The sequence below is a fragment of the Marinobacter sp. V032 genome (genome assembly GCF_052645435.1).
In genome coordinates this window covers 1038440-1055164 of record NZ_JBQXYE010000001.1, presented here as the reverse complement: position 1 = coordinate 1055164, position 16725 = coordinate 1038440, and the positions used below count along the sequence as shown (strand labels likewise).

General features: G+C 56.5%; 17 protein-coding genes. 11 read left to right on the top strand and 6 right to left on the bottom strand.

Annotated features, from left to right (window positions below; translation table 11 throughout):
* Positions 1 to 205: 205 nt before the first annotated feature.
* Positions 206 to 2734 (top strand): EAL domain-containing protein, encoded by a 2529-nt coding sequence (locus ACUN9X_RS04835; protein ID WP_445472364.1) that lies wholly within the window; start codon positions 206 to 208, stop codon positions 2732 to 2734.
* A 19-nt stretch (positions 2735 to 2753) separates the two neighbouring features.
* On the opposite strand, the gene tesB is transcribed toward ACUN9X_RS04835, so the two are convergent.
* The gene (tesB, locus tag ACUN9X_RS04830; protein ID WP_445472363.1) at positions 2754 to 3620 is read right to left on the bottom strand and encodes an acyl-CoA thioesterase II; all 867 of its coding nucleotides are present in this window, start codon (positions 3618 to 3620) and stop codon (positions 2754 to 2756) included.
* Between the two features lie 127 nt (positions 3621 to 3747).
* On the opposite strand from tesB, the gene ACUN9X_RS04825 reads away from it, so the two are divergent.
* Positions 3748 to 4158 (top strand): hypothetical protein, encoded by a 411-nt coding sequence (locus tag ACUN9X_RS04825; protein WP_445472362.1) that lies wholly within the window; start codon positions 3748 to 3750, stop codon positions 4156 to 4158.
* 43 nt (positions 4159 to 4201) lie between these two features.
* Here ACUN9X_RS04825 and ACUN9X_RS04820 read toward each other — a convergent pair whose 3' ends face one another.
* Both ACUN9X_RS04820 and rd read right to left on the bottom strand, forming a co-directional pair.
* Positions 4202 to 5356, bottom strand: coding sequence for an FAD-dependent oxidoreductase (locus tag ACUN9X_RS04820; protein ID WP_260038433.1), 1155 nt, complete (start codon positions 5354 to 5356; stop codon positions 4202 to 4204).
* 83 nt (positions 5357 to 5439) lie between these two features.
* Positions 5440 to 5607 carry a rubredoxin gene (gene rd, locus ACUN9X_RS04815; protein WP_260038434.1) on the bottom strand — a complete coding sequence of 56 codons (168 nt, stop codon included), beginning with the start codon at positions 5605 to 5607 and terminating at the stop codon, positions 5440 to 5442.
* 254 nt (positions 5608 to 5861) lie between these two features.
* Between rd and ACUN9X_RS04810 the strand changes: the two genes are divergently transcribed.
* From ACUN9X_RS04810 to phoR, 5 genes are all read left to right on the top strand, one after another.
* Positions 5862 to 6419: a hypoxanthine-guanine phosphoribosyltransferase gene (locus tag ACUN9X_RS04810; RefSeq protein ID WP_260038436.1), complete on the top strand. Its 558-nt coding sequence runs from the start codon at positions 5862 to 5864 to the stop codon at positions 6417 to 6419.
* On the top strand, positions 6400 to 6990 hold the full coding sequence (locus ACUN9X_RS04805) for a chorismate--pyruvate lyase family protein (protein ID WP_445472361.1): 591 nt from the start codon (positions 6400 to 6402) through the stop codon (positions 6988 to 6990). Before ACUN9X_RS04810 ends, ACUN9X_RS04805 begins: the two co-directional genes overlap by 20 nt.
* A 97-nt stretch (positions 6991 to 7087) precedes the next feature.
* Complete coding sequence (gene ubiA / locus ACUN9X_RS04800; RefSeq protein ID WP_445472360.1) at positions 7088 to 7975, top strand: 4-hydroxybenzoate octaprenyltransferase; 888 nt, start codon at positions 7088 to 7090, stop codon at positions 7973 to 7975.
* A gap of 393 nt (positions 7976 to 8368) precedes the next feature.
* Entirely contained in the window at positions 8369 to 9061 is a 693-nt protein-coding gene (phoB, locus tag ACUN9X_RS04795; protein WP_445472359.1) for a phosphate regulon transcriptional regulator PhoB, read from the top strand.
* Positions 9062 to 9136: 75 nt separating this feature from the next.
* Positions 9137 to 10465 carry a phosphate regulon sensor histidine kinase PhoR gene (gene phoR, locus ACUN9X_RS04790; RefSeq protein ID WP_445472358.1) on the top strand — a complete coding sequence of 443 codons (1329 nt, stop codon included), beginning with the start codon at positions 9137 to 9139 and terminating at the stop codon, positions 10463 to 10465.
* 17 nt (positions 10466 to 10482) lie between these two features.
* Here phoR and ACUN9X_RS04785 read toward each other — a convergent pair whose 3' ends face one another.
* Entirely contained in the window at positions 10483 to 11322 is an 840-nt protein-coding gene (locus ACUN9X_RS04785; RefSeq protein ID WP_260038445.1) for a response regulator, read from the bottom strand.
* Positions 11323 to 11627: 305 nt separating this feature from the next.
* On the opposite strand from ACUN9X_RS04785, the gene ACUN9X_RS04780 reads away from it, so the two are divergent.
* The 4 genes from ACUN9X_RS04780 to rsuA all read left to right on the top strand — a co-directional run bounded on the left by ACUN9X_RS04780 (position 11628) and on the right by rsuA (position 15200).
* The gene (locus ACUN9X_RS04780) at positions 11628 to 12794 is read left to right on the top strand and encodes a lytic murein transglycosylase (RefSeq protein WP_445473182.1); all 1167 of its coding nucleotides are present in this window, start codon (positions 11628 to 11630) and stop codon (positions 12792 to 12794) included.
* A 39-nt stretch (positions 12795 to 12833) separates the two neighbouring features.
* A complete protein-coding gene (gene nudE, locus ACUN9X_RS04775; protein WP_260038446.1) occupies positions 12834 to 13379 on the top strand; it encodes an ADP compounds hydrolase NudE in 546 nt (181 codons plus the stop codon).
* Positions 13380 to 13575: 196 nt separating this feature from the next.
* A complete protein-coding gene (locus ACUN9X_RS04770) occupies positions 13576 to 14316 on the top strand; it encodes a THxN family PEP-CTERM protein (protein WP_445472357.1) in 741 nt (246 codons plus the stop codon).
* 191 nt (positions 14317 to 14507) lie between these two features.
* Positions 14508 to 15200 carry a 16S rRNA pseudouridine(516) synthase RsuA gene (gene rsuA, locus ACUN9X_RS04765; protein WP_445472356.1) on the top strand — a complete coding sequence of 231 codons (693 nt, stop codon included), beginning with the start codon at positions 14508 to 14510 and terminating at the stop codon, positions 15198 to 15200.
* 13 nt (positions 15201 to 15213) lie between these two features.
* On the opposite strand, the gene ACUN9X_RS04760 is transcribed toward rsuA, so the two are convergent.
* Both ACUN9X_RS04760 and pbpG read right to left on the bottom strand, forming a co-directional pair.
* Positions 15214 to 15711, bottom strand: a complete 498-nt coding sequence (locus tag ACUN9X_RS04760) for an asparaginase domain-containing protein (RefSeq protein ID WP_260038449.1) — start codon at positions 15709 to 15711, stop codon at positions 15214 to 15216.
* A gap of 44 nt (positions 15712 to 15755) precedes the next feature.
* Positions 15756 to 16673: a D-alanyl-D-alanine endopeptidase gene (pbpG, locus tag ACUN9X_RS04755; RefSeq protein ID WP_445472355.1), complete on the bottom strand. Its 918-nt coding sequence runs from the start codon at positions 16671 to 16673 to the stop codon at positions 15756 to 15758.
* Positions 16674 to 16725: the final 52 nt, after the last annotated feature.

Below are 16725 nucleotides of genomic sequence, written 5' to 3'. Positions count from 1 at the left end.
CACGATGTCCCATTAACACGAATCAAAGACCGAACCACTTGAGCAGCTGCAGATCTGTAGCCATACTGGAATGAACAGGCGTCAGAGCGGACGCCTGCTCTGATGGGCGGCCCTTGTCACGGGCTTCAGCTCAGGCACAACAAACAAAACAAGACTTATACCTGTGCGCCAAACCGTTCTGCTCGCCGTCCTTCTGGGCGCATTGATGACTGCTGCCTCCTTTGCTCATGCCGACCTCGAGCATGACGGCCAAATTGAGCCGGCAATTGATTACCTTCAAATTGATGACGCTCAACAGGACAGCCTGACACCAGAAGCCGCCTTGAACCTTCCAGGCTGGCAGATCCTAAACGGCGAGTCACCGAATTTCGGCTACACCGAAGCGCCTGTCTGGCTGCGTTTCAGCCCTCCCATATCGTCCAGCAAAATGCATCAGATACTGGACATTCGCTACCCGCAGCTCGACTCTGTCAAGATCTACCTCTTCCGCGACGGTAAACTGATTGACGAACTGATAACCGGCGACAGAATGCCACTCAAGTCTCGCCCGCTACGTCATCCCCACTTCCTGCTGCCCTATACCGTCGACCCCGGTTCCAGTTATCAGTTTGTGATCAGGGTTCAGACCAACGGTGCGCTACAAGTACCGATCACCCTCTGGCAACGGGATCGCTTTTTCGATCACACCTTCGCCGCCGATCAGGCCCACGCCATCTATTATGGCATCCTGATCACCGTGATTTTTTTCAATCTGTTCGTGTTTGCTGCCCTCAGGGAAGCAACCTATCTGTACTACGCGCTTTCAACACTCGGCTACCTCGTGATGCTATCCACCTTGCGCGGGATGGCGTTTGTCTACATCTGGCCCGGCAGCCCCTGGCTACAGAATCAGTCGATGATGGTGTCCGTGCCCTTTGCGCTGCTGTTCTCCTCACTATTCGCTCGCGCCTTTCTCGATCTGAAGCACAGCAGCCCCGCGCTTGACCGGTGGGTTCGGGTCTCGGTGTACCTGAATCTTGCGGCCATCGCCGGCACTTTCATTCTCGACTACAACACCTCAATGCGATTGTCGGTGGCCCTGGCTATTCCGGGCTGCCTGCTCCTTACACTGCTGGGCCCCATTGAATGGCTCAAGGGTAACCGGCAAGCCGGGCTTTATACTCTGGCATGGGGGGCATTGACGATTGGCAGCGCACTGACAGCGCTCAACAAATATGGGGTTGTGCCAACCAATTTCGTGACTGAATTCGGAATGGAGATCGGCTCTGCTCTGGAAGCGATTCTGCTGTCCATCGCGCTGGCTGCCCGTCTCTATCGCGAACGCAGCGACAAAATGGACGCTCAGGAGGCTCAGCTGCAGGCGCTCGCTGCCCGGCGCAAGGCTGAACTGAGGATGATGGACCAAGCTCTGCATCACCCTCTGACTGGGCTACCTAACCGCTCTTCGTTCGAGCTTCACTTGCAGGATACCCTCACCCGCAAGCCTGACAAGCGCCACGCTGTCGGCGTGATTCAACTGACAAACCTGCAGGCCATCACCAAAACGCTGGGGCACCAGAACGCGGACCAGGTTCTGAAACTGGCAGCCCGGCGCTTCAACATCATTTGCCGTGATCTCCCCGGCATTCAAATAGTTGAGCATTCCGAAACTCGAAGCTTTTTTGTCGCCGCGCTGGAATCTGCCACCTTCGGATTTGTGATTGATGCCGAGGAGGTCAAAGCCATGCCTCGCAGGGTCGTGCAATGCCTTGAGGCGATTCGCAAACCCATCGAATACCTGGGCATGCAGCTGCCTCTTGACCCACTGGCAGGGATTTCAGTCTACCCCGATCATGCGACGGATATTAATACCCTGATCCGCCAGGCCTATATCGCACTGGAAAGCGAAGACTCCGCTGAGCGCGGTCTCGCCTACTACAAGCCAGAAGCAGACAGCTACAACACCGGTCGCCTGACGCTGGTATCCGAGTTGCGCGAAGCACTGGACACCAATCAACTCGCTCTCTACTTCCAGCCCAAACTTTCATTATCCAGCCGCAACGTTGTGGGTGCCGAAGCACTGATCCGTTGGCCGGGGAAGGCAACACCAATTTCCGCAGAGGAGATTATCTCTGTAGCGGAGCAGACCGGGCTGATCAAACCCCTGACCCGATGGGTTCTCGAGCAGGCGTTGAAAGCCCGGGACAAGCTGATCGCCGCGGGCTACAACGACCTCAGCATCTCGGTCAATATTTCGCCCAACAACCTGCGCGAACCTGAATTTCCGCTGTTTGTGCAACGCTTGATGACCAGCTATCACCAACATGCCGGCAAGATCATTCTGGAAGTCACTGAAACATCTATGATGCAGGATCCTGTCAATTCGCTACGCGCTTTGCGATCGCTGGATTTCACTGGTATTCCGCTATCGATTGATGATTTCGGCTCGGGCTACTCGTCGCTGTCCTATATCAAGCGACTGCCGGCCAGTGAAATCAAAATCGACCGCTCACTGATCAGTGACCTGGAGTTTCAGGCAGACGACCGGGTGATCGTCAAAACCACGATCAATATGTGCCACGATCTGGGATACACGGTTGTGGCGGAAGGCGTCGAGGATGAGAGCACGCTGCGATTGCTGCGCGAGATGAACTGCGACATGGTGCAGGGCTATGTCATGACCCCGCCACTGCCATTTGATGATTTCGTGCGCTGGCTTGCGAATCAGGCCCAGCAGGAACAGCGCCGAGCCTGAGCGGCACGGCGCCAGAGAATCAGGACTTGGCCGAACGCTGACGAATCAACGCTTCCTGGCATGTTGATGCCACCAGTACCCCGTCACGATTAAAGATATTGCCACGGTTGAATCCTCTCCCACCGGACGCACTCGGGCTATCCTTGTCGTAGAGCAGCCAGTCATCCATGCGAAACTCCCGGTGAAACCAGATCGAATGATCAAGGCTCGCCACCTGCATGCCTTTGTTCATGAACGACACACCATGGGGATGAAGCGAGGTACCCAGCAGGCCGAAGTCGGAAGAATAGGCCAGCAGGCAGCGATGCAGCACCGGGTCATCCGGCAGGTCACCCTGCGCACGGAACCAGGCCTGCTTTTGCGGATCTTTCGGCTCTGGCTTCAACGGGTTGACCGGATCAATCGGGCGGATCTCAATCGGACGGTCTCGTGTAAACTTCTCACGACGGTTTTCAGGAATATACTGTTTGAGCATCAGCGCATAAGTGTGTTCGGATTTGAGCTTGTCGAAGTTCGAAACCTCGGGCATCGGAACCTGGTGATCAAACCCGGGTTCCTCCACCTGGAAGGACATGGACCCGGTGAGAATTTCCTTGCCATCCTGACGCGCAATCACTCGACGAACGGAGAATGTACCCCCATCACGAACGCGCTGTACTTCATAATCAATTGGCAACCGGGTATTGCCCGGGCGCAGAAAATAGGCATGAAGCGAATGGGCGGTCCGGTTCTCAACCGTGCGGCTGGCAGCCATCAGCGCCTGCCCCAGAACCTGACCACCAAACACATTTTCAAAACCGAGATCTTCACTTTCGCCTTGAAAATGATCATCACCGATCGGTGCCAGGTCCAACAACTCGACCAATTTGCGGGTGACATCCAGCATGCCTGCTCCTGTTAACTTTTCTGTATCAGAGCACGCTGTTCTACCCCAGCGCGCCTGTTTAAGCAATGACGATAATGACCCAGGTTGCAGGCTCAAACTATCAGGTCCGGGCTGCTGGGGAGCCATGGTGCTATTTCTGACAGCCCTGGGCCTGTTCGGAGAATCTGCCTCCGCCAAAGGCGCCATCGCTGACTGGCACTATAATCCGCAGCTGGATTCACGCATGACGCGGCGCAGCTGCGTGTCAGTCACCGACCGCCGCGATGAGATTAACCCCGTGGTGTTGCCCCAACCGGAATGGCCTCCTGAAAAGCGTGAAAGGTATGAGGATCGCGGCTGGTATCTTATTCAACCCGCTTTCAGTACCGACACCACCGTGGGCTACAAGGATTCCCGTGATGCTGTGCAGATCGCCCAGACCCAGCAGGATGCCGACCTGGCAAAGGCCAGCAACACGTCACTGAGTCAGGATCACTTGCCCGAGGCCTTGCGAGGGTTTGTATATCGCATCGACTTCGGGGTCGAATACCGGTTCTGACTGCAGGGAATGCCGGAACGCCCTGTCGACGTCCCGTCCGGCATTAGCGGTGCAGTGGCGGCACTTCTTTGGAAAGCGCCTGCTTCTCAAGCGCAAAATCACCGGTAACGGCGAAGCCCAGCGCCTGGCCGTCAGCATCGCGAAAGATGGCCTTGACGCTGCGGCCGTTCTGCTCAACTTCCCAATCACCCTCGGCGCCCACCGGCGGCGGGCATACGGAGGTCGGACAGCATGGCGTCTTGATCATCACCGGCATCACCCCATAGGCCACTTCTGTTGCCTGCCCCAGCAGGGTCTTGGCCAGTGCCCGTGAGCAGGCCATCAGCGGCAACACATACAGCAGCACATGGCCGTCGACTTCGGCGCAATCGCCAAGCGCATAAATGTCTTCTGCGCTGGTCTGCAGATGGCGATCCACCACGATGCCCCGCTGCACATCGAGACCAGCGGACTCGGCCAACTGGGTACGCGGACGTAAACCAACAGCTGAAATGACCCGATCTGCCTCCACGATCTCGCCGTTCGCCAGGGTCAGGCGCACGCCATCCCCATTCGGTTCAATATGATCGACTACCGTTTCCAGATGAAAGCGCACGCCTTCATCCTTCAGGGCATCGATCACCGCCTGCCCGGCTACCGGTGGCAGCAGCCCCGGCATCACGTTGTCTGAAGGTGCAATAATATCGACTTCATAGCCGCCGTTGCGCAGGTCATTGGCGAACTCACAACCAATCAGGCCAGCCCCCATAATTGCCACCCGCTGCTTGCCTTCCAGCGCCTGGCGAAACGCCCGGTAATCCATCAGGTCATTGATACTGTGCACAAACGACTGACCCTCGCCTTTCAGTTGCAAGCGAATCACGTCCGCTCCCCAGGCGAGCACCAGTTTGCTGTATTCAAGTCGCTCGTCACCGATCAGAACACAGTGAGCTTCGGCGTCAATACCGGTGACTGTGGTATGGGTCCGCAACTCGATGTTCAGCTGAGCCGCCATACCAGCAGCGTCCGACTGAGCCAACTCATCTGCAGTCTTGCCTTTGGTGAAACCGGTAGACAGCATCGGCTTGGAATAGCTGTGGCCGTCATCGGCAGTCAGCATCAGAACAGGGACTTCTTTGTCCTGCTTACGAATTTCACGGGCCAGGGAATACCCTGACAGGCCCGTGCCGATAATGACGATGGGGGCATCGTTGGACATGCCACTGCTCTCCTTGATGGTTACTCAGGCATCAATGCCGGTCGTGCCGAACATTGAAAAACACAAAACAGGCCGGCAGATAATCAGCCGATTTCGATCATTTCAAAGTCTTCTTTGCCGACGCCGCAATCCGGGCAGACCCAGTCTTCCGGCACATCGTCCCAGACCGTGCCCGGCTCAATACCGTCTTCCGGCCAACCCTGGGCTTCATCGTATATCCAGCCACACACCACACACTGCCACTTCTTCATGATCGTTCTCCACTGTTCGCATCAGGCCGGGGATCATAATTGTTCTACAATCCCTCACGCAACCAAACCTTCATTCTGTACATTATCTGGCCCGTCATAATACGCATTGTCAGCCCGCTGACCAATGCCATACGCGCCAGCACCGACGTCAAACCTGCCAAGCCCCCTCCCCGCGAGCGACCAGCTTCGGTATAATGGCCCGTTTTTGGGACGCAGCCGGCGGCTTACCCCTTCCAAAACAGGACTTTCACGGTATGACAGATTCCCGCGACGAACTGCAACAGGTTTTCGATGAGGCTGATTGTCTCTGCTCCGAGCAGGACGTGCATCAGGCGATCGACACCATGGCAGCCGCCATTTCCGAGCAGCTCAGTGAACGTAACCCACTGCTATTTTGCGTGATGAACGGCGGGCTTATCTTTACTGGCCAGCTGCTTCCCAAACTGCGTTTTCCGGTCCAGGCTGAATACCTGCACGCAACTCGATACCGTCAGGAAACCACCGGCGGCATTCTGGAATGGAAACTGCGCCCCGAAGCTGACATGCGCGGACGCACCGTACTGATCGTTGACGATATCCTCGACGAAGGCACTACCCTGAACGCCATTGCAGACTACTGCCGCAGCCAGGGGGCAGAAGAGGTGTTGACAGCAGTGCTGGTCGACAAACAACACGATCGCAAATGCCGCCCCGGCCTTAAAGCCGACTTCACAGGGCTGGATGTTGAAGATCGTTTTCTTTTCGGCTTCGGCATGGACTACAAAGGCTACTGGCGCAACGCCCCCGGCATCTATGCCGTTAAAGGACTTTGACATCCCCGCTTCTTCAGCAAGTGACAGCAACCTCCGCCGGGTGCCTCAGGCCCTGTGGTTTCCCAGCATTCCCGCTGCGCAACTGGTTGCTGATCAGTCGCTGACCGATGGGGTGCACTGGCTGACCGTTGAGGGATCACTGACCCGGGCGCTGCAACTACGCTGCCGGCAGAGTTTCCATGTGGACATTCTCTGGGAAGGCTATGCCCGCCCCACAGCCGAAGAAGCTCGGGCGCTCAACCTGCCTTCCCGCCAGCATGCCTGGATTCGCGAGGTCAATCTGTGCGGTGACGGTGAACCCTGGGTGATGGCGCGAACCGTTATCCCGCTGGCCACGCTGAAAGGTGCCGGCCGACGACTGCGGCATCTTGGACGACAGCCGCTGGGGGCTTTTCTTTTTCGCCACCGCCGCTGGCATCGCGGAGCCTTCCAAACCGGCCTGACCCAGTCACCAACTCCGGATCAACCCGCGATCGGACGCCGCTCCCGCTTCAGCAAGGGCTCGCGCGCATTATTGGTTGGCGAGTACTTCTACCCTCGGTTGCTCCAGCAAAACGACAGCAAAAACTAATCGCCGCACCACCCCAAGCGGCTTCAATCAGAGGGCGCTGCGCGGCTATACTGGCGCTCACTGACACGTCAGAGCCACACACCAAAGCAGCCCGAATATGACCTTCGACTTTATTCCCAGCCCCCTTCGAAACAAGTTCGTCGACTATGCCCGCCTGCTCCGGCTGGACCGGCCTATTGGCACCTTGCTGCTGCTTTGGCCAACCTATTGGGCGCTCTGGCTCGCCGCGTCCGGGTTTCCGTCATGGCCCAACCTCATCATCTTCACCCTCGGCGTATTCATGATGCGGGCGGCAGGCTGCGCCATTAATGATTTTGCCGACCGCAAAGTCGATGGCCACGTTAAACGGACCAATGCGCGCCCGCTTGCGACCGGCAGGGTCAAACCTTTCGAAGCTGTCGCATTGTTTCTCGGGCTGGCACTGGTGTCTTTCCTGATGGTCGTGCTCTGGACCAACACGCTGACCTTTTATCTGTCATTTGGCGGTCTGGTGCTGGCGTTCATCTATCCCTTTATGAAGCGCTTCACTCACTTGCCCCAGCTGTTTCTGGGTGCTGCATTTTCGTGGGCGATTCCGATGGCCTGGGCTGCGGAGGCCGGCGAGTTGGCGAAGGTGACCTGGCTGCTATTCCTGGCCAATGTGCTCTGGACGGTGGCCTATGACACGCTATATGCAATGGTCGACCGGGACGACGACCTCAAAATAGGCGTTAAATCGACCGCGATACTGTTCGGCGAAGCTGATCGAGCTATCGTCGCAGGTCTTCAGACCTTCGTTATTCTGATTCTGATTTCGGTGGGCACCCAGGCAGAACTCGGGATCGCCTACTACCTGGGGCTTCTCGGCATGGCGGTTCTGTTTGTTTTCCAGCAGCACATGATCCGCTATCGCCAGCGGGAAGAATGCTTCCGCGCATTCCTGAATAATCAGTGGGCCGGGCTGTCGGTCTTTATCGGGCTGGCACTGGATTTTGCGCTTAGATAGTGCCGGCCTCGGCAGGCAACCGTCCATGTCGTTGCAGCTTTACTTCGGGCTTGTCATATTTATGTCATAAATACGGGGTGTAATGTGTCGTGTCCCGTCTGGCCAATGACTTAACCTACTGCGTGACACTGAGGATTCTGGTCAAGGCGACGGTCCGCCGATGTGGTGGTTCCACATCAAGATCTGGCAACGCCGATCCAAAGTCCTCAGCGACACGCCCTTCGGGAGCTCCTGAGAGCTTTGATAGCGGCTTTACGGTTGCTCGGTTTGGAACCACCAAATCTTCCCGCCCGTGCATTGCTCTCAAAGCTCTCAGGGGCTCAGTGGATTAAGTCATTGGCCAGACGGGACACTAGCAACAATGATTCGCTGGTGCTGACAAGGGAAAACGTCATGTCGGGAAAAACCGTACTAATCGTCGACGATGAACCGTCGATTCGGGAAATGATTGCCGTCGCGCTGGAGATGGCTGACTACAACTATCTCGAAGCTGCAGACGCGCTGGATGCGCACGCCCTCATTATTGATCGCAAGCCAGACCTGATTTTGTTGGACTGGATGTTGCCGGGCACAACGGGAATTGAGCTGGCACGACGTCTTAAAAAAGACGAGACCACAGCCGAGATCCCGATCATCATGCTCACAGCCAAAGTTGAGGAAGACAACAAGATACAGGGACTGGAATCCGGCGCAGACGATTACATCACCAAGCCGTTTTCCCCCCGCGAACTGGTCGCGCGCCTCAAGGCTGTGCTGCGCCGGACCACCCCGGCCGGTATCGAAACGCCGGTTGAAGTGGATGGCCTGCATCTTGATCCGGCCAGCCACCGGGTAACCTCCCCGACAGGGGCTGTCGATATGGGGCCCACTGAATATAAACTGCTGCAATTCTTCATGACGCATCAGGAGCGGGTATACACTCGCGCCCAGTTGCTGGATCAGGTCTGGGGTGGCAACGTCTATGTTGAAGAGCGGACGGTTGACGTGCATATCCGCCGCCTGCGCAAAGCGCTGGGAGACCAGCACGATCATCTGATCCAGACCGTCAGAGGCACCGGCTACCGGTTCTCGACCCGCGCAGCCTGACCCCGGTCAGTAACACTGCGCGTGCACCAGGCCATGTATTTCCGACCTCGGGTCGGCCGCCGTCAGGGATACAGCATGCAACACAACTGGACGCGACATTTCCGCATCATCATTGGCTTTGTATTCGCCTGTGCGGTTGCTGGCTGGTGGCTGGGGAGCGTGCTGATCGGGCTCTGCACCGGTCTTGCACTTTATCTGGCATGGACGCTGGTGCAGACCCGGCGCCTGCACCAGTGGCTTGCCGATCCCGATGCCAGTGATGAAGCGCCGGGTAGCGTTGGGCTCTGGGGCGACCTGTTTGACAGCCTGCATCGCCAGCATCAGAAGCATCTGAGATCCCGGGATTTACTGCAAACCCGCATCAACCGCGTGCAAGAATCCACCAACGCCATGCGCGACGGCGTCATCATGACCAATGCCGATGGCGCAATGGAATGGTGGAACTGGTCGGCCGAGTACCTGCTGGGGTTCCGACGCGAGACAGATAGGGGACAGCCGATTCACAACCTGATCCGCAGCCCTTCATTCAAGCGTTACTTTGATGCCCGGGATTATCGCGAGCCCCTGGACATCCGCTCGCCCGCCAAGCCCCATATCCACCTGCAGATCCAGATCAGCCTGTTTGGGGACGACGACCGCCTGATCGTGGCAAAAGATATCACCCGCCTGTTCCAGCTTGAGCAGATGCGCCGGGACTTTGTCAGCAATGTCTCTCACGAAATGCGCACCCCGTTGACGGTAATCAGCGGCTATCTGGAAACCCTCACCGATAATGCAGACGACGCCCCACCCCGCTGGCAAAAAGCATTGAATACCATGGCCCAACAGGCCGACCGGATGGAAGCATTGATCACCGACCTTATCCTGTTGGCAAAACTGGAAACCGGTGAACAGCAGGTTAACGACAACGTGACCAATGTGCGGACGCTGATTGAACAAACCTGCAGCGATGCGCGAGCACTCAGCGGTGAGGCTGAACATCAGATCGAGACCGAGATCGGCCCCCGCCACTTCGTGTTCGGCGACGAAGGCCAATTACGCAGCGCCTTCTCAAACATTATCTTCAACGCGGTAAAATACACGCCCGCCGGCGGCACCATTCGCATTCGCTGGTATACCGACAAGGAAGGCGCTCACCTGGCGGTGAAGGACAGCGGCATTGGTATCGACATGGTGCATATTCCACGGCTGACCGAGCGCTTTTACCGCGCCGACCCCAGCCGACACCAGCAAACCGGTGGCACCGGCCTCGGGCTGGCAATCGTCAAGCACGTACTGCTCAACCATGACGGCAATCTGGAGATCAACAGTCATCCGGGCGACGGCAGTGAATTTATCTGCCACCTGCCACGTGCGCGCATTGCCGAAGCACCAATAGAAACGGCACAGGGTATTTCAGATTAAGACCACAATCGCGCGGATCAGATACCGGTGCGAAAACGGGCTATAAAGCGGGAAAGGTCTTCCATCTTCTGCGGATCTTCATCAACAAATCTCACCACCAGACTGACAAAGTCCGTATCCTGACGCTTCTCGACAGCTTGCAGCTGGTGCACGTACCCGTTCAGACGAGCCACTGTACCTTCGCTGATTTCAAGATCGACCACAGCCTGATCAAGAATGCCGGGAAAGGCCTGATCGCGCTTGCAGATCACCTTTATTTCGGTGAGGTTAATATCCTTTACTACCGAGCGCAGAGTCGAGTCAGCAAACCTTACCGCCGCAACGCTTCGCATTCTCCCCGCAGCACCGCCGCCGGACTTGTCAGGTGTCGGCTTTTCAGGCGCTGGCTGCGCCCCCTTGGTCAATAGCGCAGCTGATTCCTTGAGTGCATCGGTCGGTCCATCCATCGACTTGCCGGACGCGCCCATGGCGTGCTTCAGCTTGTTACCCATCACCTTGATGATTTTCTTGCTCAGCCCATCAGGACTGAATGGCTTGCCCAGGTATTCCGACACCCCTTCCTGCACAGCCTCGATAACATGTGACTTGTCACCCCGGCTGGTAATCATGATGAATGGACAGTGCTTGAATGCTTCCTGCTGACGCATCCAGCGGAGCAACTCCAGACCGGACATTTCCGGCATTTCCCAATCACATAACACAAGATCAAAGGGGGTTTTGGTCATCATGAACTGTGCTTTTTTGCCGTTCGGAGCCTCGGCCAGCTCGATTACAGGAAAACGATTCCGCACAGTACGCTTGACCAGATCCCGGACAAAACTGGCGTCATCGACCACCAGCGCCTTCAGCATTGCCATATCACAGCCCTTTCAGTCTATTTGTTGAGAGGCCTTCTCTAACGCTTACTATAGCCCAGCCCATCAACACTACTGTTAAGAACCCGGCCATAACTGTAAGTTTTGTTATTACCGTCGTTGTTCTACGGTGTTTTCGCAGCATCAAAACAAGCTACCATGCGGTTTCATCTGGATGCGAGCGCGAGGAATAATTTGTGAAACAAGGACTAACTGCCGGCCATTACCTGACAAGCGCGATCATCGCCGCCTGCCTTTTATCCGGAACAGCGTGGGCCGGACAGGCCGACAAAAGTGCCGGAGTACCGCTGAGCGCCGAGAACACCACATCGACGCAATTCCAATCCTGCGTCGCCAACCTGAAAACGCGAGCCCTGAAATCCGGGGTTTCCGAGAAGGTAGCCGATGATGTTCTGGGCCAGGTCAGTTATCTCGACCGGGTAATCGAACTCGATCGCCGCCAGCCTGAATTCACAACAACGTTTGCCGATTACCTCAACCGGCGCGTCAATGAAGATCGCATTGAAAAAGGGCGCGCACTGCTGGAGAAGCACAGAGACTTGCTCAATCGGGTGACCGCCGAAACCGGCGTACCGGCCGCCTACCTGCTCGCCTTCTGGGGCCTGGAAACCAACTTCGGCACCTATTTCGGCAAGATGTCCGTGCCCAGCTCGCTGGCGACACTGGCCTGTGATCCGCGACGGGCCGACTATTTTTCTGGCGAGCTGATGTCGGCGTTACAGATTATCGACGAAGGCGCCATCTCCCCGGATCAAATGGAAGGTTCCTGGGCCGGCGCCATGGGTCACGTGCAGTTCATGCCCTCTGTGTTCCTGCGCTATGCCGTCGATGCTGACGGGGATGGCAAACGCGATCTGTGGCACAGCATTCCGGATGCAATGATGTCCGCCGGAAACTTCCTCAACCATCTGGGCTGGGATGGTGATTATCGCTGGGGCCGCGAAGTACTGTTACCCAAGCAGTTTGACTACAGCGAGGCGGGCCTCAAGCGGGCCAAACCACTGACAGACTGGCGCAAGGAAGGCATCACGGATGCATTTGGCAATGCGCTGCCCAATGCCGATGTAAAGGCCGCCCTGATTGTGCCGGCCGGTCATGAAGGCCCTGCTTTTCTGGTGTACCACAACTTCCACGTCATTATGGGCTGGAACCGTTCGGAGTATTACGCCATCGCCGTCGGCCATCTGGCTGATCGTATTGCCGGAGGCGGCGGGCTACAACAACCGCCGCCGGAAGACGCCCTGCACCTGTCCCGGCAGGATATTGAAGCATTACAAAATGCACTGAATGACCAGGGTTACGACGCCGGTACACCCGATGGCATTCTTGGGCCCGCAACCCGCAGCGCCATTCGCGACTATCAGCGCTCCCGGAAGCTGATTGCTGACGGCTACCCGGACGAGATCCTGTTTGAATCGCTCAAGATCACCCTGAGCGAGCCAGACAAGGGCTGACACATCGCGTCTGTCGTTACCGTTAAGGAACTTCATACAATGGAAACGAAGCCGGAAATTCTCGACACCCGTCTGGTGGCCAAAAGCCGCCTGTTTGGCATCGAATCCGTTCACCTGCGCTTCAGCAACGGTGAGGAGCGGGAGTTCGAGAGGCTGCGCACTCCTCCCATCGCTGGCGTCATGTGCGTACCCATGCTGGACAATGACACCGTGGTTTTGATTCGTGAATACGGTGCCGGGGTTGAAGACTATCAATTAACGCTGCCGAAAGGCGCCTACGAGCACGGAGAGGACTGGCGGGACGCCGCAAACCGGGAGCTCAAGGAAGAAGCAGGCTACGGCGCCCGGACACTGACTCACCTCAAGGATATGACGCTATCTCCGGGCTACATGGGTCACACCATCCGGATTGCGTTGGCTGAAGATCTTTACGAGGAAACGCTGCCCGGTGATGAGCCTGAGCCGCTGGAGGTGCTGACCTGGAAGCTCTCCGAACTCGACTCGCTTGTAGCGCGTCAGGACATGACGGAAGCTCGGGTTATTGCCGCCCTGTACATGGTGAAATCACTGCTGAGCGAGCGTTAAAAAACCGGGATTCCATCATCTTTATGTGTCAGGTTTTTATACATAGATTGCAAATACACATACCTAACTAACTGTAAATTATGCTATTTTATTATTGGCATGATTATCGCTATTTCGATTCAGTGACTCGCGCATGTCTCACACCAAAAGGTGAGGCAACAGAGTATCTAAAAAAGCTGGATTCAAGGGATACATCATGAAAAAAATAATCAAAGGACTGGTCGGCGCTCTGGTGCTGACCACTTCAGCCACCGTCGCAGCCTTCCCGGTTGATCTGGAAAGTGTCAGCGGCCAATGGGTAAACCCGACAGGCGGCCAAAACGTCAATGGCGTTGGCACCAATGAAATTCGCTGGGGCACAGGCTCGAGCCAAAGCGGTTATGACTTTGACGGCAACCCGTCGCTGCCACAAACCATCACAAACTCTGATAGCTTTGTGCTCGGATCGGTGACTCACCACAACAATCCGATTGCCGAAAACTCCGCTATTACCGGCGTTTCGCTCGAAGTGCTGGCCTCTTTCAATGACTCATCGAACACTGCTGCCACAGGTCCATATTCGTTCTTGTTCGAGCACAATGAGACACCGAACAACGCGCCGGTCACAACTGAGTGCGCATGGTTCAACTTCCTGTGCCAGATATTCCATGGCGGCAGCTATACCGAGTACAACGGCGACGTTGACGATATCGTGACCATCATGTTCGACAACACTGTGGATAGCACCGAGTTCGTATTGGGCTCTAACATCTATTCCATCAGCCTGTTGGGCTTTGAAGGCAACGCGTCTTCTTTCGCTACTCCTGAAAATGGCTCGACTTCTGTCAACCTGCTCGCCAGCCTGAATGTGCGCTCTGTTCCAGAGCCGGGCACATTGGCGCTGCTGGGCCTTGGCCTGGTCGGTGCCGGCGTTATGCGTCGCCGTCGCGCGGCCTGATCCGCAGCCCGCTTCGGCACATTAGTCATCCCACGGATGACGAAGCAGTACCCGAAACCCCGCCCGCAAGGCGGGGTTTTCTTTATGCGGCACCCAACTTGAGGCACACTCGCGTCCAGCCGTCGTTATTCCCCTGATCACATTGACATCGGGCGACTAACCCAACCTTCCCAGGCAATGGACCGGATCTCATGCGACTCGATTTTTTTCTCTCAAAATGCACCGGTATCTCCCGTAAAGAAGCCCGACGCCAGATCATGGCGGGTCGTGTCACCGTCGACGGTACCCTGTGCAAAAAATCCGCGACCACTGTCACTGCGGATCAAGCAATGTCACGTGACGATCAGGCGCTGCAGCTTCCCGGTGAACACCGCTATCTGATGATGAACAAGCCGGTCGATGTAGTCAGTGCGACGACTGACGATCTTCATACCACGGCACTTAATCTGATCCCGCCAGAATGGCGCAGGGACTTGCACATTGCAGGAAGGCTGGACCGGGACACAACGGGATTACTGCTGCTGACCACCGACGGCCAATGGTCCCATCGGGTGACATCCCCCCGCTCAGATTGCGCAAAGACCTATCAGGTGTGGCTGGCTGAGCCGCTGTCTGAAGACGCCATCCAGCAACTTGAAGCGGGTATTTTACTGAAAAGTGAAACGGATAAGACGGCACCCGCAAAGGTGGAGATGATTGCACCGGCGCACATTCGTCTCAGCATAACCGAGGGGCGTTACCACCAGGTGAAACGGATGCTGGCAGCAGTGGGGAATCATGTTGAACGCTTGCATCGAGAGCGCATTGGCGCGATCACGCTGGAACCATCACTGGCTCCAGGCGAATACCGGGAACTCACCGAAGCTGAAATCAACAGCTTCTGAGAGACCCCAGCCATCAATCGGTCGATTCAAAGCGTCCGGCAGCGCGGTTCTTGCGGGCCCGCAGCGGGTCAAGCACCTGCCCGCTCATCGCCACATACACACCTTCTGGCAAGGTTTGCAGAACCCCGAGCGCGAACCCCACATTGAAGTCGGCATCCGTGACCTGCATGCGTGAAGGCTGCATCGCGCCGGTGAACACCACGGTCTTTCCAGACACCCCGGCAAGCACTCGCGCCGTATCGACCATGGTATCGGTGCCATGGGTGATCAGGATGCGGGTTTCCGGCGCAGCGCTAACCGCCGCCAGCACCTGCTGACGGTCTTCTTCAGTCATATCCAGACTGTCCTTGCGCATCAGGGATTGCAGCCTTAACGGTGCCTGCACATTGGCAACTGACGCAATATCCGGCACCTGACTGTCACCGATGCTGAACGCACTATTGGCGTCAAAATAGATCTTGTCGATCGTGCCACCGGTGGTCAGCACCAGTATTGAAGCTGAATCTGTCATGCATGGCCCCTCTTGTTTGATCGCGCGTGACGGCGCTTTGATGGCTACTGAGATGCAGTATTACCTGCCGTTTTCCCGGCCTGCTCGTACAGCTTGTTGCGACGGACTTCATAGTCTTTCGCAGCTTTGGCAATCGAACCTCCCTCGCCGGTGGCGAGCCATCGGCGGATTCGGCCAGCATCGCCTATGGGCGTTCTGGTGCCGAACGAATCCAGCAACACCGTCACCACATCACGGCCGTCAACATTAATCACCATCACCAGACACCGCCCGGCTTCCTTGAGGTTGCCGGTTTTACTCAAGCCCACGCCCCAACTGTCGCGATGCACCAGTATGTTGGTATTGCCATATGCCAGCGAATAACGAGGCTTGCGAAAATGTGCAGTAAAATAGGTCGTCGTGGTATAGGTTCGCAGTGTTTTGTGCTTGAACGCGGCATTGACCAGTTTGACCAGATCCGATGCGGATGCCCGATTCATCGGCGACAGTCCAGTGGGTTCAACGAACAGACTATGGGTCATGCCAATCTCTTCCGCTTTGTCATTCATCGCTTTGATGAATGCGGCAAAGCCACCCGGGTAATGTCGTGCCAGCGTGTAAGCGGCGAGGTTTTCAGACGACATCAGCGCTATGCGCAACATGTCTCCCCGCTTGAGGGTCGAGCCGATACGAATTCGGGAATACCCATTATTCGCGGCCTTTTTGTGGCGGGGATAAACCTCCAGCCATTCATCCAGCGGCTGCCCGGCGTCCATGACGACCAACGCGGTCATCAGCTTGGTCACCGAGGCAATTGGCACCGAACGATCAGGATGCTTGCTGAATAACAGTGACGACTCGCCCTGATAGGCAACAGCAGCATTCACCGATGCCAGGTTGAGCCCCTGGGGCGCAGCGGCAGATACACCTGAAGCCACCAGCAGCAGCGCCCAAACGAAAAATAGATTGTTCTTGAACAGCATTCGACTGACATTCCCCTGCGTTTTATTTACCCGGCACTCAACCGACTCCGTC

What these genes read in the sequence shown, in the direction of transcription:
- tesB (WP_445472363.1), bottom strand. Translation starts at nt 3,620, where the DNA reads ATGCTGGATGTCACCCGCAAATTGGTCGAGTTGTTGGACCTGGCACCG.
- nudE (WP_260038446.1), top strand. Translation starts at nt 12,834, where the DNA reads ATGGAAACGAAGCCGGAAATTCTCGACACCCGTCTGGTGGCCAAAAGC.
- rd (WP_260038434.1), bottom strand. Translation starts at nt 5,607, where the DNA reads ATGAAGAAGTGGCAGTGTGTGGTGTGTGGCTGGATATACGATGAAGCC.
- phoB (WP_445472359.1), top strand. Translation starts at nt 8,369, where the DNA reads ATGTCGGGAAAAACCGTACTAATCGTCGACGATGAACCGTCGATTCGG.
- rsuA (WP_445472356.1), top strand. Translation starts at nt 14,508, where the DNA reads ATGCGACTCGATTTTTTTCTCTCAAAATGCACCGGTATCTCCCGTAAA.
- pbpG (WP_445472355.1), bottom strand. Translation starts at nt 16,673, where the DNA reads ATGCTGTTCAAGAACAATCTATTTTTCGTTTGGGCGCTGCTGCTGGTG.
- ACUN9X_RS04760 (WP_260038449.1), bottom strand. Translation starts at nt 15,711, where the DNA reads ATGACAGATTCAGCTTCAATACTGGTGCTGACCACCGGTGGCACGATC.
- ubiA (WP_445472360.1), top strand. Translation starts at nt 7,088, where the DNA reads ATGACCTTCGACTTTATTCCCAGCCCCCTTCGAAACAAGTTCGTCGAC.
- ACUN9X_RS04805 (WP_445472361.1), top strand. Translation starts at nt 6,400, where the DNA reads ATGCCGTTAAAGGACTTTGACATCCCCGCTTCTTCAGCAAGTGACAGC.
- ACUN9X_RS04835 (WP_445472364.1), top strand. Translation starts at nt 206, where the DNA reads ATGACTGCTGCCTCCTTTGCTCATGCCGACCTCGAGCATGACGGCCAA.
- ACUN9X_RS04785 (WP_260038445.1), bottom strand. Translation starts at nt 11,322, where the DNA reads ATGGCAATGCTGAAGGCGCTGGTGGTCGATGACGCCAGTTTTGTCCGG.
- ACUN9X_RS04820 (WP_260038433.1), bottom strand. Translation starts at nt 5,356, where the DNA reads ATGTCCAACGATGCCCCCATCGTCATTATCGGCACGGGCCTGTCAGGG.
- ACUN9X_RS04770 (WP_445472357.1), top strand. Translation starts at nt 13,576, where the DNA reads ATGAAAAAAATAATCAAAGGACTGGTCGGCGCTCTGGTGCTGACCACT.
- ACUN9X_RS04810 (WP_260038436.1), top strand. Translation starts at nt 5,862, where the DNA reads ATGACAGATTCCCGCGACGAACTGCAACAGGTTTTCGATGAGGCTGAT.
- phoR (WP_445472358.1), top strand. Translation starts at nt 9,137, where the DNA reads ATGCAACACAACTGGACGCGACATTTCCGCATCATCATTGGCTTTGTA.